This window comes from Microcoleus sp. w1-18aA5 (assembly GCF_036701705.1).
Lineage (GTDB): Bacteria > Cyanobacteriota > Cyanobacteriia > Cyanobacteriales > Microcoleaceae > Microcoleus.
Genome location: NZ_JAUPTE010000021.1, coordinates 32,864 through 53,356 on the forward strand (window position 1 = coordinate 32,864; position 20,493 = coordinate 53,356).

17 protein-coding genes are annotated in these 20,493 nt (G+C 44.1%); 13 read left to right on the forward strand and 4 right to left on the reverse strand.

The window, feature by feature from the left end:
- Positions 1-190 precede the first annotated feature (190 nt).
- The 9 genes from Q5691_RS10430 (at position 191) to Q5691_RS10470 (ending at position 9,579) form a co-directional block, all read left to right on the forward strand.
- Complete coding sequence (locus Q5691_RS10430; RefSeq protein WP_333209949.1) at positions 191-583, forward strand: response regulator; 393 nt, start codon at positions 191-193, stop codon at positions 581-583.
- On the forward strand, positions 580-3,138 hold the full coding sequence (locus tag Q5691_RS10435; RefSeq protein WP_333344758.1) for a response regulator: 2,559 nt from the start codon (positions 580-582) through the stop codon (positions 3,136-3,138). The genes Q5691_RS10430 and Q5691_RS10435 overlap by 4 nt, the downstream gene beginning before the upstream one ends.
- Entirely contained in the window at positions 3,113-4,771 is a 1,659-nt protein-coding gene (locus Q5691_RS10440; RefSeq protein WP_333307466.1) for an adenylate/guanylate cyclase domain-containing protein, read from the forward strand. The genes Q5691_RS10435 and Q5691_RS10440 overlap by 26 nt, the downstream gene beginning before the upstream one ends.
- A gap of 188 nt (positions 4,772-4,959) precedes the next feature.
- Positions 4,960-5,475 (forward strand): DUF1499 domain-containing protein, encoded by a 516-nt coding sequence (locus Q5691_RS10445; protein ID WP_333209943.1) that lies wholly within the window; start codon positions 4,960-4,962, stop codon positions 5,473-5,475.
- Positions 5,476-5,865: 390 nt separating this feature from the next.
- Positions 5,866-6,729, forward strand: a complete 864-nt coding sequence (locus tag Q5691_RS10450) for a DUF2382 domain-containing protein (protein ID WP_333209941.1) — start codon at positions 5,866-5,868, stop codon at positions 6,727-6,729.
- A 222-nt stretch (positions 6,730-6,951) separates the two neighbouring features.
- Complete coding sequence (locus Q5691_RS10455) at positions 6,952-7,845, forward strand: DUF2382 domain-containing protein (RefSeq protein WP_333230376.1); 894 nt, start codon at positions 6,952-6,954, stop codon at positions 7,843-7,845.
- A 289-nt stretch (positions 7,846-8,134) separates the two neighbouring features.
- Positions 8,135-8,620: a glutathione peroxidase gene (locus Q5691_RS10460; RefSeq protein ID WP_333344760.1), complete on the forward strand. Its 486-nt coding sequence runs from the start codon at positions 8,135-8,137 to the stop codon at positions 8,618-8,620.
- 177 nt (positions 8,621-8,797) lie between these two features.
- Entirely contained in the window at positions 8,798-8,932 is a 135-nt protein-coding gene (locus Q5691_RS10465; RefSeq protein ID WP_333344762.1) for a hypothetical protein, read from the forward strand.
- 185 nt (positions 8,933-9,117) lie between these two features.
- Positions 9,118-9,579 (forward strand): VOC family protein, encoded by a 462-nt coding sequence (locus tag Q5691_RS10470; RefSeq protein WP_333307460.1) that lies wholly within the window; start codon positions 9,118-9,120, stop codon positions 9,577-9,579.
- 195 nt (positions 9,580-9,774) lie between these two features.
- Here Q5691_RS10470 and Q5691_RS10475 read toward each other — a convergent pair whose 3' ends face one another.
- Positions 9,775-12,360, reverse strand: coding sequence for a PAS domain S-box protein (locus Q5691_RS10475; protein ID WP_333344764.1), 2,586 nt, complete (start codon positions 12,358-12,360; stop codon positions 9,775-9,777).
- Between the two features lie 102 nt (positions 12,361-12,462).
- Between Q5691_RS10475 and Q5691_RS10480 the strand changes: the two genes are divergently transcribed.
- Positions 12,463-12,720 carry a hypothetical protein gene (locus Q5691_RS10480; RefSeq protein WP_333344766.1) on the forward strand — a complete coding sequence of 86 codons (258 nt, stop codon included), beginning with the start codon at positions 12,463-12,465 and terminating at the stop codon, positions 12,718-12,720.
- 590 nt (positions 12,721-13,310) lie between these two features.
- Here the strand turns inward: Q5691_RS10480 and Q5691_RS10485 are convergent.
- Both Q5691_RS10485 and Q5691_RS10490 read right to left on the reverse strand, forming a co-directional pair.
- Positions 13,311-15,449, reverse strand: coding sequence for an ATP-binding protein (locus Q5691_RS10485; RefSeq protein WP_333230372.1), 2,139 nt, complete (start codon positions 15,447-15,449; stop codon positions 13,311-13,313).
- 147 nt (positions 15,450-15,596) lie between these two features.
- A complete protein-coding gene (locus Q5691_RS10490) occupies positions 15,597-15,941 on the reverse strand; it encodes a slr1659 superfamily regulator (RefSeq protein ID WP_333209928.1) in 345 nt (114 codons plus the stop codon).
- A 539-nt stretch (positions 15,942-16,480) separates the two neighbouring features.
- On the opposite strand from Q5691_RS10490, the gene cynS reads away from it, so the two are divergent.
- The 3 genes from cynS (at position 16,481) to Q5691_RS10505 (ending at position 19,195) form a co-directional block, all read left to right on the forward strand.
- Entirely contained in the window at positions 16,481-16,924 is a 444-nt protein-coding gene (cynS, locus tag Q5691_RS10495; protein WP_333209926.1) for a cyanase, read from the forward strand.
- 227 nt (positions 16,925-17,151) lie between these two features.
- Positions 17,152-18,534, forward strand: a complete 1,383-nt coding sequence (clpX, locus tag Q5691_RS10500; protein ID WP_333209924.1) for an ATP-dependent protease ATP-binding subunit ClpX — start codon at positions 17,152-17,154, stop codon at positions 18,532-18,534.
- Between the two features lie 55 nt (positions 18,535-18,589).
- The gene (locus Q5691_RS10505; protein ID WP_333209921.1) at positions 18,590-19,195 is read left to right on the forward strand and encodes a type IV pilin-like G/H family protein; all 606 of its coding nucleotides are present in this window, start codon (positions 18,590-18,592) and stop codon (positions 19,193-19,195) included.
- On the opposite strand, the gene Q5691_RS10510 is transcribed toward Q5691_RS10505, so the two are convergent.
- Positions 19,187-20,461 carry a serine/threonine-protein kinase gene (locus tag Q5691_RS10510; RefSeq protein WP_333344768.1) on the reverse strand — a complete coding sequence of 425 codons (1,275 nt, stop codon included), beginning with the start codon at positions 20,459-20,461 and terminating at the stop codon, positions 19,187-19,189. The two genes, Q5691_RS10505 and Q5691_RS10510, sit on opposite strands and share 9 nt — an antisense overlap.
- Positions 20,462-20,493 lie beyond the last annotated feature (32 nt).

Genomic DNA, 20,493 nt, shown 5'->3' on the forward strand with positions numbered 1-20,493 from the left:
GCTAATTCGCGGTGGCAGTCATCGCCGTCTCGCTGACAAACACAAGATTTATTACAAGAAACCGGGTTTATCTTCGGAAGTCCTATTAAAATAAGATAGGAGACAGATATCCTGCATACTTGGCGGAAATCCATAATGTAAAAGCAACTCATGTGGGTAAACCTACTAAAATTTAAGCAGAGAGGAAAAGATGAATAAGCCTATAATTCTTTGCGTTGATGATGAACCGGATATTTTGAATACTCTCAAGATTCAGCTCAAAAAAGAATTTAAAAATGATTACTTTTATGAATTAGCTGAAAGTGGTGATGAAGCTTTAGGTTTACTGGAGGACTTTCAAGAAAAAGCTCAGGTGATTGTGGTTGTTTCTGATTGGCTGATGCCGGGAATTAAAGGTGACGAACTTTTAATTAAAGTTCACCAAAAATATCCTAAAATTATTAAAGTGATGTTGACTGGACAAGCGGATGCAGCGGCTGTTCAGCGGGCAGTAGAAGAAGCAGATTTATACTGTTGTTTGTACAAACCCTGGCAAAGCAAAGACTTAATAGAGACTATAAAATCTGGCCTGGCTAAGTTATGAAAAAACCTGTGATTGTTTGTATTGATGATGAACCTGATGTTTTGAACAGTTTAAAAATTGAATTGAAAAAGGCGATCGGCGATCGGTGTATAATTGAAACCGCTGAAGGAGGGGCTGATGCTTTAGAGTTGCTGGCAGATTTGCAGGCAGATGAATACGAGATTGCTTTGGTGCTTTCCGATTATATCATGCCGGATATTAAAGGGGATGAACTGCTCAGAAGAATTCACGAAAGCTCGCCGGAGACGCTGACCATTATGCTAACGGGGCAAGCTGATTTGGAATCCCTGAGTAATGCTATTAAGTATGCTAAATTGTACCGTTATATTCCTAAACCTTGGCAAAATGAAGACTTAAAATTAACGGTAGTAGAAGCAGTTCACAGTTATTTGCAAGATCAAAAGTTAACAGATGAAATTCATAAGCGCCAAGAAGTAAACGAGGAGTTAAAGCTAGTAAATGAGGCGCTGTCTGCGAGTGAAAGCCGCCTGAGTCAATTTTTAGAAGCTTTACCAGTGGGGGTATCTGTTTATCATCCCGATGGTTCGATCGCCTATTTCAACCAGACAGCGAGGGATTTGCTGGGTGCAGACACTATCCCCGAAAGCACTGCGGAACAATTAGCTGCCACTTATCAACTTTATGTTGCCAATACTGATGAGTTGTACCCGCCGGATAATCTGCCAATTTTGCGTGCACTGAAAGGAGAATCTGTCAAGGTTGACGATGTAGAAATCCGTCAAGATGGCAAAAGAATTGCGATCGAGATCAATACCACGCCGATTTTTGACGCTACCGGAAATATTGTTTATGCGATCGCAGCTTTTCAAGATATTAGCGATCGCAAACAAGCCGAAAAAATACTAGCAGATTACCACCACACCTTAGAAGCCCAAATTGACGAACGCACAGAACAACTGCAACAAGCCGCATTAGCTGCTGAAGCAGCAAACAAAGCTAAAAGCACGTTTATTGCCAATATGAGCCACGAGTTACGCACCCCTCTCAATTCTATACTCGGCTTTGCACAAATCATGGAACCCAGCCCGGATCTTACTGTAGAAAACCGAGAAAATATGAGAATTATTCGCCGTAGTGGCGAACACTTGCTTACCTTGATCAATGAAGTCTTAGACTTGTCAAAAATCGAAGCGGGGCGGATGACACTCAACCCGAAAAACTTTGACCTCTACCGCTTGCTTGACGATTTGCAAGATATGTTTCAACTGCGAGTCCATAATGAAGAATTGCAGTTGCGTTTCCAGCGCGATGCTGACGTTCCTCAGTACGTGCGAACCGATGATATTAAACTGCGGCAAGTGCTGATTAATCTTCTGAGTAATGCGATTAAGTTTACCCAAACAGGCGAAATCATCTTAAGAGTTATAAAGTTAGATAAATCTGGATTTCTGGATTTATTGGATAGTCCCACAGCTTGCTTTGATACTACAAGAAGCATTCGGGATTTTTCGAGAACTAGCAGTGATTTTGCCAAGGTTGAATGCAGCGATGAGGCTGAGGATTCAACAGTGCCTAGTTTTTTCCTTCTCTTTGAAATTGAAGATACAGGATTTGGCATTGCTCCCGAAGAATTGGGCAATATTTTTAAGGCTTTTGTACAAACAGCTTCCGGTCAAAAAACTCAGAAAGGCACGGGTTTAGGATTGAAAATCAGCCGTCAATTTGTCCGCCTGATGGGAGGAGAAATTGTCGTAGAAAGTCAACTGGAACTTGGCACCACTTTTAAATTTGAAATTCCAGTCAGTGCAGTTGATGTTGGTGAGATTCCCGATCCGGAACTTAACCGCGAAGTTAGTGGGTTGGAACCCAATCAACCGTGCTACCGGGTTTTAATTGTGGACGATCGCGAAGACAACCGCCAACTTTTAGTCAAAATGCTTTCTCCTTTGGGTTTCGCGCTGGAACAAGCCACCAACGGTCAGGAAGCAATAGAAATGTGGGAAAATTGGCATCCGCATTTAATTTTGATGGATGTGCGAATGCCAGTGATGGACGGCTACGAAGCTACTAAACAAATTAAGGCGAGAATCAAGCAGAGAGAGCAAGAGGGGGAAATGAATATTTCCCATCTCGACTCCCCGATTCCGAAGATTATTGCTTTGACAGCTAGTACAATTGAAGGAAGGCAAGCGTTTGCTTTACTGGTCGGCTGCGACGATTTTATTAGCAAACCTTTCCGCAAAACAGATATATTTGATACCCTGACCAAACATTTGGGGGTTAAGTATCTGTACTCTAACTCAACGGACTTTATCTCAATAGGCGATCGAAATAATTTATCTGGCTCCCTCCCTAATGCTGCGCTTGCTTATTTACCTACACTTCCGGCACAATGGATAGACAACATAAAGCAGGTAATCCGCAGTGCTGATTTTGACTTAATTGTCAGGACAATCGACGAAATAAGGGAGCCTCATCCTGAATTAGCGGAAATCCTCCAGGGTCATCTCGATAATTTTGATTACCAGAAAATTCTCAATTTAATTGCCGAGGCGGAGGAATCAGATAATGCAGATCAAGGCGGAACAAACTGAAAACTATCAAGCAGATATTTTAGTAGTTGACGATACGCCAGATAATCTGCGTTTGTTGATTAGAATTTTGCAAAAAAATGGCTATAAAGTTCGACCCGTTACTAATGGTTTTTCGGCGTTAGATGCAATTCAATCTAGCCCCCCCGATTTGATTCTGCTCGATATTATGATGCCTGATATTGACGGCTACGAACTATGTAAAAAATTAAAAGCACAATCGCAATTTAGGGAAATTCCCATAATTTTTCTCAGCGCGCTAGAAGAAGGAATAAATAAAGCACAAGCTTTTGAAGTGGGCGGAGCCGATTATATCACCAAACCTTTTCAGGTGAAAGAAGTCTTGGCGCGAGTGAGCAATCAACTTACTGTGCGTTCATTGCAAATGCAATTGCAAGAAAAAAATCAAAAATTGACTGCTCAAAATATCCAGTTGCACCAGGAAATAGCTGAACGCCACCAGGTGGAAATGGAAACAAGATTGCTGCTGCAGGCAACTCAAGCTATTAGCAAATCTGAGGATTTTGAGTCGGCTATAGATGTGATTTTAGGTTTAATTTGCCAAACTATTGAATGGAATCTGGGCGAAGCTTGGATTCCTTGCAGTGAGGGCTTTTTAAAATGCGCGACAGGCAGGTACGTCAGCGACTCCAGTTTTGCCGAATTCCGACAAACAAGTTGGCAGTTGATTTTTGCTCCCGGTGTGGGACTCCCAGGTAGGATTTGGCAGTCGCAGCACTCTGAATGGATCGATGATGTTTCTACTGCACCGGAACAAGTTTTTTTACGAGCGGAAATTGCGGTGAGTGTGGGATTGAAAGCGGCTTTTGGGGTGCCAATTTTGGCGGACAATCAAGTGTTAGCTATTTTGATTTTTTATCGCGAAAAAGTTCTGAAATGTCAGCCTCGCTTGTTGGAATTAGTGAGTGCGGTTGCTACGCAGCTAGGTTCACTGATTCAGCGGAAACAAGCTGAAGCAGCGCTGAAAGTGCAGCAAGAACAAACCGAGAAATTGCTTCTCAATATTTTACCGAAACCTATTGCAGATCGCTTACAAAAAGAGCAAAAGTTGATAGCGGATCATTTTGATGATGTGAGCGTCTTGTTTGCTGATTTGGTGGGTTTTACAGAGTTTTCGGCTCACAAAAGTCCGACGCAGTTGGTAGAAATTTTGAACGGGATTTTCTCGGAGTTCGATAGGTTGTCTGAATTGCACGGGTTGGAAAAGATTAAGACGATTGGGGATGCTTACATGGTGGTTGGGGGTTTGCCGACGCCGCGGGAGGATCACTCTGAGGCGATCGCACTTTTAGCTTTGGAGATGCAGGCAGCTTTGAGGAGATTTAATGCCAAAATGGGAGAAAATTTTCAATTGAGGCTCGGAATTCACAGCGGTTCGGTGGTGGCTGGAATTATTGGGATTAGTAAATTTAGCTATGATTTGTGGGGGGATACTGTTAATGTAGCTTCGCGGATGGAGTCGAACGGATTGCCGGGTAAAATTCAAGTGACGGCTGCGACTTATGAGCGTTTGAAAGAGCAGTTTGTTTTGGAAGAACGGGGTCATATCCCGGTTAAAGGTAAAGGAAGAATGCTGACTTACTGGTTAATTGAAGAACAAAAAAAATCTTTTTAAATTTTAGAGGTCAATTTCAATTAATATGAAAAGGAGACCAAATCTGGGTTTGCCATACCCTTTATGATTCGGCGGTTGAAACCGCTACTAGACAAACGAAGTCTGCCTTAGCAGACTAAGAAATAAAGGGGGTATTTAAGCCGGATTTGGTATTATATCCAACTTGCACTTTCTGGAGGGCTAATCCTTTGCAAACAGTTGAAACAAAATCGCCGACAGCGTTGAAAAGAGTCCTAGTTATTTTAATATCACTGCTAGCAGTAGCGGTACTGTCGATCGCTACTTTTATCGCTATACCCGGAGAAAAAACAATGTTTGCTGGAACAAGACCTGCCAATATCGGGATTCAGTCAGGAAAACTCGCAGCGTGCCCGAGTTCCCCCAACTGCGTCAGCAGCTTCAGTCAAGATGCCGAACACAAAATTGAGCCTTTGGCTTACACTTCGTCCCAGAGTGAAGCGATGGTAAAGCTAAAAGGGGTAATCGACTCCTATGGAAAAACTAAAATTATCACGGCAACTGATAATTACCTCTATGCGGAGTTCACCAGTGCTTTGATGGGGTTTGTTGATGACGTTGAATTTTTGGTAGATGATGCAGCAAAAGTCATCCATGTGCGATCGGCTTCCCGTCTGGGACAGTCGGATTTGGGAGTTAACCGCAGTCGGATAGAAGCTATCAGAACTCAATTCAATCAACTTTGAACTTAAAATTTCTAGCTTTCCTGAAGCCCCTCTCGTGCAAGATGAGGGGCTTTGATCTTTTGGTAATACTATGTAATGCTGATTTTTCACCACATAGTTAACAATTATTAACAGTAGGCACAATGCAAAGGAGTATCCTGCAAGGGTAGTAGGACCCAGCAAGGCAGTATCCTTACGGTTGGCTTTGAGTTTTAATACTTGTTATAAGATTGACGATTGTAGAGTTTTACAATCTTTAAAATAGCTGAGTGCGCTAGCATAGAAGCAGAGATGCCGTAGTATTCCTATAGTATTAAACAACCTAAATTATACACTTCTGACTTTAGGGAGAGGGAAGTTAGCGAATTAATTTCTACTATTAACTTAAGTAGAGCAAAGAGGAAAAAAAACATGGCACTTCAAAGATTAGCAGAATTTTATCCTAACTATCAGGAAGAGATATTTGCTGGAGACGACATCAAGGGATTTGATGTTTATGCTGGCGATTCTGATGAAAAAGTAGGCACGGTCTATGACGCTTTGGTTGATGACACTGGTCGTTTCCGCTATCTGGTAATTGACACCGGTATTTGGATTTTTGGCAAAAAAGTATTGTTGCCAATCGGCTCGGCTCGCTTCGACTATGGAGCCCGTCGCGTCCACGCCACAGGCCTTCGCAACAAAGCTCAAGCAGAACAATTGCCGGCTTACAATGAATTAGAAGCAGTAGATTACGATCGCGAAGAACAGGTAAGAGGCGTCTACCGCAATCAAGGAACTGCCGCCGCTGCAAGCACTGCAACTCCTGCTAGCTACGATCGCAGCAGCTACAACTACGATATCGACCGCCCCCTCTACGAAACCAACGAACAGCAGCACCAAAATCTCAAGCTTTATGAAGAACGCTTGATTGCCAACAAACACCGCGCAAAAACAGGCGAAGTAGCAGTTGGCAAGCGCGTGGAAACTGAAACAGCGCGAGCTTCAGTACCAATTGAAAAAGAACGAGTCGTAATTGATCGAGTAACCCCGGTAGAAGCAGGTCGAGTAGTTTCAGTCGGTGAGGCTGACTTCCAATCAGGGGAAGTTGCACGCATGGAAGTCTACGAAGAAACGGCCGACATCCATAAGGAAGCTTTCGTCCGGGAAGAAGTCAACGTCAGAAAAGAAGTTGTTCGCAGCACGGTTGAGGGCGAAGAAACCTTGCGTCGTGAAGAATTAGACGTTCAAACTGATGGAACTGCGGTTGTAGATAATAAAAATCCAAAGATCTAAACCAACCGCAACAGCTATTGCATAGGAATTGCGCCTTAATGACATAATTCTGTCACCGCGCAGGTTTGATTGGATTGGTAGCGATCGCGCAATTCCTATGTGAGCGGCGGGGGGGGGTACAAAACTTGTCTAGTTTTGGCAACGTTTATCCACTTTCCCCGCCTTTACCAATTTCCCCTTACCAATTGATAATAAAAATCCCTAAGCAGGAAAGTTTAAAAAATGAACGGTCAAGCATCAGCAGAAAAGATAGCAACTGCCAAATCAATAACCCGTCTCAACCAGGTTCCTGAAAAAGTCAGAACGAAGCTAAAAAGTTTTACCGTCAAAGACAACCAAGGTCACTTGGTCGGCAAAGTTAAAGATGTCTATTTTGATGCTAACGGTCAGTTAAACTTTGTGGTTGCCGGGCTAGGCAGCGAAAATACCCGCACTTTTTTATTAAGTATTAAGCTGCTCAAAAAAGTAGATTATCATCAAAAAGCGCTGTTTGTAACTATTAATTCGGGTCAAATCGATTTGCTGCCGTTCGTGTCGGCTAATGGCGAGCATCCGTATTTAGAAAATGCCTCTGGAACGCATAGTGAATTTAGCAACAGTGAGTTAACCAATCCCTCAACAGATATGTCAAATCTAACAGATGCCGAGCTCACAGATCCAAATTTGGAGACAGATGAGGATGAGGAAAACTTCGATATTGTTGATCAAGAAGTAATTCGCCTGCTAGAAGAACGATTGGTGATCAATCGCAGCAAGCGGAAAGTCGGCGAAGTCATAGTGCGTAAAGAAATTGAAACTCGGATGGTACAAGTACCCATCCAGTGGGAAAAGCTGATTGTCGAACAAGTCGGCGACGATCCGAAGGTGTTGGCCGAAATAGATTTAGGCGAGGGAAACATCACCGGTATAGATTTGACGGAGGTTAAGAGCGATCGCCATGAACCAACAGTTAAGGCAGAATTTACCTCTGTGCAGAAAGCTAGCAAAATCTTAAATTCGATCGCCTCTCAACCTCGTCACGGTTGCGTCAAAGTTCGCCTAGAACTCGTTCTCGAAGACAAGCAACTTGAGGATACTTACCAAAAATGGATGACGGAACACCATTCAGAGAGTTAAAATATTCGTTCTTTTTGGTGTAGATTTTAGCTATTAGCGAGAAACTTAAATCTAATGGCTGACTTTGCCGATAGATGCTGTGGGAAAGTTCACCGCCGTCTACTAAGATCATGTTCGGTAAATTAATCGTGATTTTGGTAGAGGCGGGTTCACCAATATCTATAATATAAGCCTGATATCCGTCAACCCGCCCCGACCGGGCTATTTAAATTTTTAGCGATCGACCTCTCGACAAAATTGTAACGACTTGCGGTAAAATTGTGGTGGTCAAATTTAAAAGTATTTGAAAATGCCCAGCACAATCTCCGACATTAAAGTAAAAACGATCGCAGGCGAAGACAAGCAGCTAGGAGAGTACGCTGGCAAGGTACTCTTGATAGTTAATGTAGCTTCCAAATGTGGCTATACACCTCAATACAAAGGGCTCGAAGAATTGAGCCAAAAGTACAGCGCGGCTGGACTCCGTGTTTTAGGATTTCCCTGTAACGACTTCGGAGCTCAAGAACCCGGAAGTAATTCAGAAATCGTCAATTTCTGTACTACAAAATACGGCGTCACCTTTGAATTATTTGACAAAGTACGCGCTAAAGGCACTCAGCAGCACCCGCTGTACGCTAAGCTTACGAGTGCAGTCGATCCCAAGGGTGAGGTTTCCTGGAATTTTGAGAAATTCTTAGTTAGCAAACAGGGTGAAGTGGTTGCCAGATTCCGCAGCAGTGTTGGCCCCGATTCGCCAGAACTAATCGCTGCTATCGATCGAGAATTGGCGAAATAAGAAGTTCGGCAACTAAGCAGTGTACAGGATTTAACTGATTTAACGGATGGATGTTTAGGGAAGAGGGAAGGAATTAATAGGCTTTTTTTCCAATCAGTTGAAAGCTATTTTTTTCTTCTGCTCTTCCCCCTTGTGTGCAAGCACTAAACCATGAACAAATACCGATGATTGTATTTAATGGGAGAACAGTTTAACTTAATGGAAAATACATCGGGATTAGATTTAGTTGTAGGTGTACTTGCCTTCGCCATTCTGGCAGGTGGTCTGACCATGCTATTTGTAGGCATGGCATCGTTTCCTAAAGAAAAATAATACTAATGGATAGTATGTGCGATCGCACGACCCGAATAAAAGTGTTGGTAGTGAGGACTTCAGTCCTCATAGTAGAAATCGGAGGCTTCCACTCCTGACTACCCACTGAAAATGCTTATTTTACAGCAGACCATCTGAATAAATAAAACTGCTTTCAATTTGAACATTCGCAATTGATGACAATCATGCAAACTACCGAAAACAACGTCAAAATTGTCCTCGCGCCGGGGAATTTGCGCCGCGTTCACCATATCGCTTTAAACGTGCGCGACATGAAAGCTTCCCGCCACTTCTACGGTACAATTCTCGGCCTGCACGAACTAACAGGCACAGAAATTCCCGCAACTTTAACAGAAATGGTAGCCGCTGGTAAAGTCGCTAATTTCGTTACCCCAGACGGTACTGTTATTGACTTATTTTGGCAGCCAGACTTGGAACCGCCAAACCCAGACCCGGAGAAAGCTTTTACCCGCGCCAACCACTTAGCCTTCGACATCAATCCGGCTTTGTTCGATCGCGCTCTGGAAGTGCTAAAGTCTAATCAAATTGCGATCGATAGCGGCCCCGTCACTCGCGCTACAGGACGCGGCATTTACTTTTACGATCCTGATGGATTTATCATCGAAATCCGTTGTGATGCAGTTTAAACAGTCGCTATCGGGTTCTCTGTAGTCCGGGTACACCCTACATTTACTTTTTGGATCGCGGTACTCCCTAATGATCGCTAATTAAATAACTTATAATTTTAATTATTATTGTGGGACGGGCGGGACGCCCATCCCACTTTCAAGAGTGGAAGTTATTTAATTCTCATTCCTAAACATCCTACCTTTAAAGTTATTTTATGTTCCGTCTTGGCTAATAGGTTGCTTCGGCCAAGTAAACCGAAAAGTTGCTCCCTCACCTTCGGCAGATTCTATGGAAATACTGCCCCCTTGACCTTCGACAATTTTTTTCACCAGCGACAAACCAATCCCAGTATTTTCAACTTTATCACGAGCTTCCAAGGTCTGAAAAATCACAAAAACTTTATCGTGATATTGAGGATCAATTCCCGGCCCGTCGTCCTCTACAGAAAATTCGTAAAAATCATCTAACTCTTTAACCGAGATTTTTACGTGACCCGATTCAGCTCGGTTGTGTTTAATTGCGTTGCTAATTAAATTAGAAAAAACCTGTTGCAACAGCAATATTTCTGTCACAAAAGTTGGCATTCCCGGTTCAACTTTCACCTCAAATCCAGAGGGTGGCGCCAACGAATCAATTATTTCGGCTAATAAATTCTCAACTTTTACCATTTCTGAAGGCACTTGAATTCGTCCGACGCGGGAATATTGCAGCAGTCCCTCAATCAAACCTTCCATCCTGTGAACTCTGCCACGCAGCAGGTTCATTTGGTGCAGAGTATCCTCTGTCATCGACTCGCTGAGGTCTTCTTCTATCCAACTGCTGAGATTGGCGATCGCCCTGAGTGGCGCTTTCAAATCGTGAGAAACTACATAAGCAAACTGGTCTAATTCTTGATTCCGCTTTCTTAAAACATTTGTCGTTTGAGCCAGATTTTGAGCTGTTAACCTCAATTCTTGAGCGCGCAACCGCAGCGATTCCTGCGCTTGTTTGCGATCCCTAATATCTTCAACCACACTCATCAGAAATTGAGTGCCATTTTGTTCTCGCAGCAGCGAAACCGTCAAGTTTGCCCACACCAACTCTCCGTCTTTGCGGATGTAGCGCTTTTCCAGAGAGAAATTTTCAATTTCTCCTGCTAACAATTGGCGCACAAGTTCCAGTTCACTTGCCAAATCTCCATGCCAAGTAATATCCTGAAATTTTTTCTCCAGCAATTCTGGGCGGCTGTAGCCCAAAATATCGCAAAGTTTTTGATTGACTAACAGAAATTTACCTTCCACACTCGCTTGCACCATGCCGACTGCCGCCTGCTCAAAAGTAGCGCGAAACCGCTGGGCGCTTTGGGCTAAAGCAATTTCTGAGCGTTTGCGATCGCTAATATCGTTGCTGATTTCCAAAATAGCAACCGGTTGATCTTGATCGTCGTACTGCAACGTCCATCGGCTTGCCACCGTTATTTTTGTCCCGTCTTTCTTAGTTCGCATCAGTTCTCCTTGCCAAGAACCCTTCTCGAAAAATACTTTTTGAATTACCTCAAAAGGTTGGGCCCATTCTGTTTGTAAAAGCTTGTGAATGTTTTTTCCTACTGCTTGCGACTTCCGCCAGCCGTAGAGCCACTTCGCCCCCAAATTCCAATAAGAAATCGCCCCATTCAAGTCTAGTACCGCGATCGTATCGTTGGCCAAATCCAGCATTTGCGCTTGCTTTCGCAGAGTTTCCTCGGCTTGTTTTCGTCCTCTGGCATCGCGGCATATCGCAATAAACAAATGTTGATTTGCCAGACGCATTTCGCTGATAGCTAACTCCATCGGAAACTTAGTTCCATCGTGGCGAATTCCAACTGTTTCTTGCTGGTAAGTCTTCAGCGGAGTATCTGGATGTAACACAAAATATTCGATCGAATAATCCCCCACGGTGCTGTAAGGCTGCGGTTGAGCTATCAGTCGCCGCAAGTTAGAGCCAATTATTCGATCGGCTTTCTCGCCAAAAATCTTTTCTGCTGCCTTATTAAAAGACTCAATATTTCCCCCTGCGTCCAAAGTGATAATCCCGTCAGCCGCATTGTCTACCACAGCTTGAATGCGACTTGTACTTTCTTCCAAGCCTGCTTCCCGCTTCCTCAACTCCTTCTCTAAAGCATCAAATAAATACCAGGAAGCCCCTGCGCCCAAACAGCCGAAAAGCAAACCAGCAACTTGCACAAAATTAGTGAAATCTATCAAACCCCGTCTTTGCTCATCTAGAGCTTTCTGGTAGGCTTCGCCGGCATTAGCAAACACATTAATTTTTGCACGCAGGTTATCCCTCCTCAATTTGCCTTGAGTGAACACCTCAATTATTTCCGGCGACTGCAGGCTTGTTGCCGAACTGTCGAGCTTATTCAAAGTGTTTTGCAAGAAATTTATATGCTGTTCGGTACTTTTTTTTATATCTTCAAATCGCTGAGCTTGCAGTTTGTTTTCTTGAACCATAACCTTGAGTTTAGCCAGCAGCGGAGGCAAACTCTTCTTGGCTTCTAAGTAGGGTGAGAGAAATGCGGGGCGCTTCGTCAAGCCGTAACCTCGAATGCCCGTTTCCGCATCCACCACAAGGGTTAACAAGCGGTTAGTTTCCTGAAGTATTGCCCTATTAGTATCTCCTCGCTCTCTTATCTGTATGGTAATCTCTCGGAGGGCTGCAATTGCCAGCAGGGAAGCAAACAGAAAAATAATGGGGATAGCAACGATGATTGTTCCCCGCTGGCGAATTGGTCGGTCTGTCCATACAAAGTGGAGGCAGCGATCGAGCAAATACTTCACGGATATTGCAGGAGAAAGTTTGCTGCCAGTATATCGCTTTTTGGCAGTTTAGGCTATGGATAAGTTTGTTTTGTTTGGTTTGACGATCGCCGGGGACTAACCGTGGAAACTAGATTAGACCCCTGCGATAGCTACCTGCTGACACTAACAGCAGATTTTTTGGCACGGTGTTTAAACGGAGGCAGGGAGAAAGAAAGGACTTTTTTCGACACCGAGACAGCAGGCGAAGCAGAAAGGATCGTTCCTGCTTTACCTTCGTTTTCGCCTTCGGCTTCTGCTTTGAAACTAGAGTCTGTTTCGCCAGTGTTTGGAACACTTGTAACTACAGTAGTCCACCTGCCTGTAGCCGGATCGCGATAACAGGTAAAAGGGTTTATTTTTAGCGGTTGACTGCAAGGTTTAATCATGTAGATGCACTCCTTTGATTCTGAGAAATTGTGCATTGCTTTCAGCAGCAGTGCTATCTCGCCCGTAGAAGCAGTATGAAGGCAAAAAGCAGAATTGTGTTTCTGCGTCCAGAGACTTTTGAAACTTCCTGATTTCCTGTTAAATTTTGCCTTCTACTGCTTCGCGACCATAGCATTACTTTTACCAAATTGCCTTTCTGGAAGCAACCCCCCACCGCCTTAATTAGGTTGAGGTGGGAATTGTGAATGCAGCGAGGCCCCCGATCGTGCCTGCAGGACAATCTTGGAATAATATAGGTATTCTAGGCTGAAAAAAAATGCTACTGTGTGATCGACAACAGAGGTCGATCGCGATCGGTGTCACAATTAAAAAGGGAATGGGTAATTGGTAATTGGTAATTGGTAATGGGAAAATTAGTAAGGGGAAATTCTTCCATCTTTTGCTATCCGTTAAAGCCGTTAAATCCGATCCACAATTTCTGGAAAATTCCCCACCCGTTAAATCCCTTAAATCTGCTACATTGCTAGTTACCCAACTTGCTTCTAATTAATATCAACTTTTGTCTTTAAATGAACAGTAAAAGTAGAGCCAACCTCCAACTCACTCTCAACAGTTATATCGCCGCCCATCATCTGGCAAAACAAGCGGCTAATGGCCAATCCTAAACCGGTGCCGCCGTACTTGCGAGTAGTCGAAGCGTCCCCTTGAATAAAAGGTTGAAACAAATTCTGTTGCTGTTCAGCCGACATTCCAATCCCCGTATCAGATACCTGCAAATACACCCAATCGCTATCGCCTGCTGGTTCGCGAGTCGCACTCAACAGCACCGTTCCACCTTCGGTAAACTTCAGGGCATTGGAGAGCAAATTGAACAGAATTTGCCGGACTTTAGTCAAATCTGCATACATCACTCCCAAATTTTCAGAGCAAGAAACTTGCAATTGATTGTGATTTTTTTCGACCAAAGGGTGCAAAGTTGCAACAACTTCTTCTATTAAATTACTGAGGTCAAATTTTTCTAAATAAAGCTCCATCCGACCTGCTTCTATCTTAGAAAGGTCTAGAATATCGTTAATTAAAGTCAGCAAGTGTTTGCCGGCGTTATAAATTTTTTGGGTATCGGGAATGAGCTCTTCGAGTCCCGATTCCCGTGCTTCTTCTTGTAGCATTTCGCTGTAACCGATAATCGCGTTGAGCGGCGTCCGCAGCTCGTGGCTCATATTGGCTAAAAAAGTGCTTTTAGCTCTCGAAGCTGCTTCAGCTTTGTGTAAGGCTTCTTGCAAGGCTATTTCGGCTCTTTTGCGTTCGGCAATTTCGATGCGGAGCAGTTTATTGGCGGTGGTGAGTTGAGTGGTGCGCTGATCGACGGTCATTTCTAGCTGCGCTTTGGCTTTGGAGAGTGCTTCCTGAGCCCGCTGGCGCTCAAATCCTTCGATCGCCAGTGCTACCAAATTTGCCAAAGAATCAGCGAAGGTGCGCTCCTCCAAAGCCCACTGGCGGGGCGCGCCGATATGTTCGAGAGAGAGGATGCCCACGATCTGGCCCCCGAGCCTAATTGCTACATTTAATATGGATGAATTCGGCTTGCTGGCATTTGGCAGCACACCGGAATGTTCGGCTAGGGAAGATGAGTGGGACAAATTTGTTGGTACAGAGTTTTGAGTCTTTGTCGGAGGTTCTAAACCATTGTCCGATCGCAAATTTTCGCCCGGTGCGTCGCCTTCAACATCTAAAATTGATAAATTTAAATCGCTTGCCGATATGCACTCCCGGCTCAAATGATTCTCTTGGGTGCGATCGTACACGTCGAGACAAACTAATTTGAGGTTGGGGATTTTAAACTTAGAATGATTAACCCCCTCGTTTGGATCAGGGGTAGCGGTCTCTGTATCTAATGGCTCTGTTTGGTTGTGGGCGAGCACTCTCTCCGTAAAATTTAGCTGCTGATCGCTGGGGTAGCGATTTCCAAATCTTCCATGGTTGTAAAGCCAGACGCTGACTTTTTCCACATCCAAAGTCCGGGCAGCAGCCTCGGTAATTTCGCGAATTCCCACATTCAGCGCACCGCTGTTGAGAGTCCTCTGCCTACCTAGCTGCAACAAAGCCAAACTCTGGCGGCGGAGACGCTTTTCGCTTTCTTGGAGGGTTTGTTCTGCTTCCTTGCGCTGGGTGAGGTCGTACAAGACGCACAATGCCGTCTGCTGCCCGTTAAACACCAGCGACTGAACCGAGATCATCGCCCAGAAAGCGGTGCCGTCTGATTTTTTACAGTGGAGTTCGTAGTTTTGCAGGTATCCCTCTTTAGCAAGTGCCTCAAGTAGGTTTGGGCGATCTGTGGGGTTGAAGTAAAAGTCTGGAGTGCAGCAGCCGATCAATTTTTCTAGGGGTATGTTCAGGAGAGAAGCCAATTGAGCGTTCGCATACATAATTAAGCCGTCACAGAGGCGAGAAACTAATATCGGCACGGGAGTTGCCGAGGCGATCGCCCGAAACTGCTCTTCGCTGGAACGCAGCGCCAACTGAGCTTTGCTCAGCAAGTGAGCTTCCATCGTATCTGAATGTTCGGTGGTAGTCTCCAGCAAGATTTCTAGGTCAACCTTTTCGCGCTTCAAGTTTTCAAGTTCCGCACTCAGCCGCTGAACGTCGAAAAGTAGCTGTTCTGTCGATGGTTCTTCCTGCATAGCAATTGAAAATTGGTAATTTTTAGTCGGTTCTGAAGTTTTTTAGGGTTTTGTGCTAGTTTAACTATGACTTATTGCGATTAACTTCAGCCACCCTCATCTTGGTTCTCGGACTTAGCCGGGGATTCCTGTTTACCTTTTTCGTTATTATTCCAATTCTAAGTGCAAGGAAGGCATCAGCCGCTGCAAGTTCTTCAGGGATTTTATCTGCCAGGGGATCTGTTTAGAACCTTTGATGGCGATTTGAATATTTTTTTGCTGGCGCACTTTGATCACAAATTTTGAGAAAATATTAATTCCAGAACTATTTAAAAATTCTAGCTTTCGCAAGTCTAGAGTAACGGTGTTTGGGCAGGAGTCAGCCACTTCGTTGAGCAGATCGACGATCGGTTCGTATTCTTCCGCCTGGCTGAGTCGGAACGAGCCGCTACAGGTGACTGTTTGCGTAGCGCGATCGTACTGGATCGTGTAATCTTTGGTCTGAATCTCCATACTTTTGTCAGTTGCCGGTTTTGAGTGGTAAAGGGGCTTTGGCGGAGGGAGCGAGGATTGATCTTCAGGCTAGCACGAGCAAAATTCAGCCGTTTGCCGAATGCCTTGGTTTGTGTAACTTTTATTACATATACTGCCAACTGTACCATCGCCACAGGGCAGCTATAGCGGTTCTCAGATAAATGAGGTATACAGAAACCCTGTATTGTCAAGCTTTCCAGGTCAAAATTCGTACCTCACCTTTTTGAGAAAGGCTATATGAGTTATTTTAGGATTTATCAGTTGTGTCAGTTGTGATACCAGTTGGCAAAAAGAATGCAAGTGTTGACTGGCTCCAAACCCTGATAGTCATCAGTCATTGCCAACCTAACATCTCAAATCTCAAATCTCAAATTGTATGAGTTGTGGGTTGACGAGAGCGGCTTTTGCTGATGATCCGAGCTATCAATTGGATTTTTTTCTCAACTTGGTATTGACAAAATCCCCAAAACATGAGAGATATTTCACATCTGACACTGGAGTGAAGGGGAGAATATTTAATGGCAATTTCAGGAATTACAGAAAAGCTTTTGGCTGCTAAAAAAGCTCAAGGAATTAGTTTTGCAGATTTGGAAAAAGTTTTGGGGCGCGACGAAGTTTGGATTGCGGCGGTTCTTTATCGTCAAGCTACCGCATCAGCAGATGAAGCCGAGAAAATTATCTCGGCTTTGGGGCTAGATAGCGAGACCGCTGCGGTTCTCTGTGAACCTGTCTTAAAAGGTTCTTTGGAGAACTCGGTTCCGGTTGACCCCCTGATTTATCGTTTTTATGAAATTATCCAGGTTTACGGGATGCCACTCAAAGCAGTGATTCACGAAAAATTTGGTGACGGGATTATGAGCGCGATCGACTTTACTTTGGATGTCGAGAAAGAAGCAGACCCAAAAGGCGATCGAGTGAAAATAATTATGTCAGGAAAATTTTTGGAATACAAAAAATGGTAAGCCCGTGCGGCTTTATTTTCAAGTGAAAATGAAAAATTTAAATTTGCTCGAATGACTTGTGACTAATGACTAAAGCCTCAAAAGTGTTAACTTAGAAATAGAGATCGCGAAGCTTGACTGGCTTGGGTGTCCGATCGGGAAACCCTTCTAGGGCAAAGCTAAGGTCGCTCCCGCGGCAACTTCCCCAGTCGAAACAAGCAACCGCAACCGTAAATTAAGAGGCAAATATGTCAAAATATGACTCCCATCTCAGATGCTCCTTTTGCGGCAAGTCGCAAGAGTACGTCCGCAAGTTAATAGCTGGGCCCGGCGTATACATTTGCGATGAATGCGTGGAACTGTGCAATGAAATTTTAGAGGAGGAGTTCTTTGACTCCAGTAAAACAATTGGTCAACAGATTCCCCAATCAGAGGTGCGAGAGTCTCAGGGACAAGGAACCAGGCGTCCGGGTCGATCGAATAAATCGAAAATTGTTTTAGCTCAAATTCCGAAACCAACAGAGATTAAGCAGCATTTAGACAACCACGTTATCGGCCAGCATTCAGCAAAAAAAGTCCTTTCTGTAGCAGTTTATAACCACTACAAGCGCTTGAGCGTTGACCAAGCTAAAGATAGCGAGAAGTCTTCCCCTGATAGCGATGTAGAACTGCAAAAATCCAACATCCTGCTAGTAGGACCCACAGGTTGTGGCAAAACTTTGTTAGCGCAAAGTTTGGCGCAAATGCTCGAAGTTCCGTTTGCGGTAGCGGATGCGACGACACTGACAGAAGCTGGATATGTCGGCGACGATGTAGAAAATATCTTGCTGCGGCTGTTGCAAATGTCCGATTTTGATGTGGAAGCGGCGCAACGGGGCATTATTTATATTGATGAAATTGACAAGATTGCTCGCAAAAGCGAAAACACTTCGATCACGAGGGATGTATCGGGAGAAGGAGTGCAGCAAGCGCTGCTAAAAATGTTGGAAGGAACAGTGGTTAATGTTCCCCCGCAAGGCGGCCGCAAACATCCTTACCAAGATTTTATTCAAGTTGACACTAGCAAAATTCTATTTATTTGTGGCGGTGCTTTTGTCGGTTTGGAAAAAATAGTTGAACAACGTTTGGGTAAAAAATCCTTGGGCTTTATTCAGCCAACGGAAAGCGACAGCAACTCGACTTTGCCGGCGAAAGACAAGCGGGCTGCTGATATTTTGCAGCAGGTACAGCCGGACGATTTAGTCAAGTTTGGTTTGATTCCTGAGTTTGTCGGGCGGATTCCGGTGGTGACGGTGATTTCGCCGCTGGATGAAGCAGCTTTGATGCAGATATTGACCGAGCCCCGGAATGCGCTGGTGAAGCAGTATCAAAAGCTGTTGAAGATGGATAGCGTGGAATTGGAATTCCAGCCGGAAGCGCTACGGGCGATCGCCCAGGAGGCCTATCGTCGCAAAACTGGCGCCAGAGCTCTCCGCAGCATTTTAGAAGAGTTAATGCTCGATGTCATGTACGAGTTGCCTTCTCGCAAGGATGTGGCTAATTGTATGATTACTCCTGAAATGGTCGAGAAGCGATCGACTGCTGAATTGCTGTGGCATCCCGCATGGCACAAACAGCACGAAACTGCATAATTTATAATCTGTAGGGTGCTTGTGGCGCACCCTACAAGCTTGGCAAATTTACTTTATGACAGTTAAAAAAATGTCAGTCAATGTAGCTAAAGCCAGTAAAAAATCGAGATTGCCAGTATCCAGTTTGCTGCCGAGGATTGCAATTTACAGCGCGGTTGTGGCTGGCATCATGGCGTCATGGTACAATTTCCCACTCAATACGATCGTCCCGCCCCCGTCCCCGTCAAGGGGTAAGAATTTTTTTGAAGCCATACAATATATTTCAAGCATCAATAGAGCGCAGCAAGCTTACTATGCAGAATACGGTCAATTTAGCGATTCCATTGGAAAATTGAGTATTGGAATTAAAGAACAGACCAATAACTATTATTACACTCTCGTCTCATCAATGGGCCCGGTTCAAACTAGGCACAATCACCGCAAACCAGCACAATTTGAAAGCGCGATCGCGATTGCCCAACCTAATGATATGAGGAGCATGGAGAAATCCTACACTGGCGCAGTATTTGCTTTTAAAGAAAAGGGTAGCAATATTATAACAACTATTGCTGCAATTTGCGAGAGCGATCGAATTAATGCAAGTTATGCAGAAACTTGGAATCCGCCAACTTTTGACGGCAAAGAAATTCACTGCCAGCCCGGAACAACTATCTTAAGGTAAGACCTTGAAACTATTTTGCGCCACTCTTTCACCCTCTAAGTAAAATTCAAACTTCCAATTTCCCGGCTTGTCATCCTTTTGAAAAGTGTACCAACACCAAGTATTTAATCCATCCCCCGTCGTTCTTAAATAAGATTGACTTTGGGCTGCCAATAGTCCTTGAGGGTTGACAACCTTACAATAACTTCTATATTCTCCTTCTGGCAAGTTAGCAGCACTTACAGCAAAATAGACTTTTTTGTTTTTCTTCAAAGACCAAACATTCCTAAGTTTCGTTGATTCTAATTCGTCAGTTAACATTACTTGAGTCTTAGGGTTGAAATTTTCTAAGTTGATTACTCGTTGGAGATATACTGCTGTTTGAGGTTCGGGAGATTTCCTAAAAAGCGGAATAAAAATAGCCGAAATTGCTGTTAATACTCCGACTGATATCAATACCGGTTTTAAGTTGTTACGCTGCTGAACTACTTGGAGGGGAATCAAAGCATTTAAGGCCGCATCTGCGGAAGGATAACGGTGTTTAAAATTAGGTTCCACCATTTTTTGCAACCAGTCAAGAAATTCTGGAGTTAGCTGCGGCAACCGAGGTTTAAAATTAATCCGCCCCGTATCGTCCATCAAGCTGCCAATTTCAGTAGAATGGATGCCGATTAGCAAGCAAATTAGCGTTGCGCCGAGACTATATAAATCCGATGCAACAGTTAGCTGCCGATTGAACATTTGTTCTGGTGGCATAAAGCCCAAAGTGCCTTTAACAACGCTGCTGGCGGCCACTTCTCCCCCGCCGATTCTAGCAAATCCAAAATCGACAAAACTGACATTCAGGCGATCGTCCACCAAGATATTTTCCGGTTTTAAATCTCTGTGAATAACTGGAGGAACGCGGTTTTGCAAGTATTTGAGTATTTCTAAAACAGAGATAGCAATTTGCTTGGTTCGCTGCGGTGTTAGCTGGCACAAAATAGCGAGAGAATCGGAATTTTTGTATTCCTGAACCATGCAGAAACCCGATGCAGTTTGGAAGGAATCTAAATAGCGGGGAATATTGGGATGATCCAGTTCTCGCAAAATCTTAATTTCTTGTTCGCACGCTTGATATTGAGCCCAATTAGCGCCTGTTTGGGCAAATTGAAATTGTTTAACAGCGACGGAACGTTGGGTATTAATTTCGGTAGCGAGATAGGTAACTCTCCCGCCGGCGCGATTGTGTCCGAGTTGGCGAGTTACTTGATAACCGTAGTTAGAAAAGTCAGGAAAAGCGTCCATAAATTTGTCAGGTTTGTAGTAATGACTTCAGT

What these genes read in the sequence shown, in the direction of transcription:
- Q5691_RS10485 (WP_333230372.1), bottom strand. Translation starts at nt 15,449, where the DNA reads ATGCAGGAAGAACCATCGACAGAACAGCTACTTTTCGACGTTCAGCGG.
- Q5691_RS10440 (WP_333307466.1), top strand. Translation starts at nt 3,113, where the DNA reads ATGCAGATCAAGGCGGAACAAACTGAAAACTATCAAGCAGATATTTTA.
- Q5691_RS10435 (WP_333344758.1), top strand. Translation starts at nt 580, where the DNA reads ATGAAAAAACCTGTGATTGTTTGTATTGATGATGAACCTGATGTTTTG.
- Q5691_RS10465 (WP_333344762.1), top strand. Translation starts at nt 8,798, where the DNA reads ATGGGAGAACAGTTTAACTTAATGGAAAATACATCGGGATTAGATTTA.
- cynS (WP_333209926.1), top strand. Translation starts at nt 16,481, where the DNA reads ATGGCAATTTCAGGAATTACAGAAAAGCTTTTGGCTGCTAAAAAAGCT.
- Q5691_RS10460 (WP_333344760.1), top strand. Translation starts at nt 8,135, where the DNA reads ATGCCCAGCACAATCTCCGACATTAAAGTAAAAACGATCGCAGGCGAA.
- Q5691_RS10510 (WP_333344768.1), bottom strand. Translation starts at nt 20,461, where the DNA reads ATGGACGCTTTTCCTGACTTTTCTAACTACGGTTATCAAGTAACTCGC.
- Q5691_RS10430 (WP_333209949.1), top strand. Translation starts at nt 191, where the DNA reads ATGAATAAGCCTATAATTCTTTGCGTTGATGATGAACCGGATATTTTG.
- Q5691_RS10505 (WP_333209921.1), top strand. Translation starts at nt 18,590, where the DNA reads ATGACAGTTAAAAAAATGTCAGTCAATGTAGCTAAAGCCAGTAAAAAA.
- Q5691_RS10490 (WP_333209928.1), bottom strand. Translation starts at nt 15,941, where the DNA reads ATGGAGATTCAGACCAAAGATTACACGATCCAGTACGATCGCGCTACG.
- Q5691_RS10450 (WP_333209941.1), top strand. Translation starts at nt 5,866, where the DNA reads ATGGCACTTCAAAGATTAGCAGAATTTTATCCTAACTATCAGGAAGAG.
- clpX (WP_333209924.1), top strand. Translation starts at nt 17,152, where the DNA reads ATGTCAAAATATGACTCCCATCTCAGATGCTCCTTTTGCGGCAAGTCG.
- Q5691_RS10455 (WP_333230376.1), top strand. Translation starts at nt 6,952, where the DNA reads ATGAACGGTCAAGCATCAGCAGAAAAGATAGCAACTGCCAAATCAATA.
- Q5691_RS10470 (WP_333307460.1), top strand. Translation starts at nt 9,118, where the DNA reads ATGCAAACTACCGAAAACAACGTCAAAATTGTCCTCGCGCCGGGGAAT.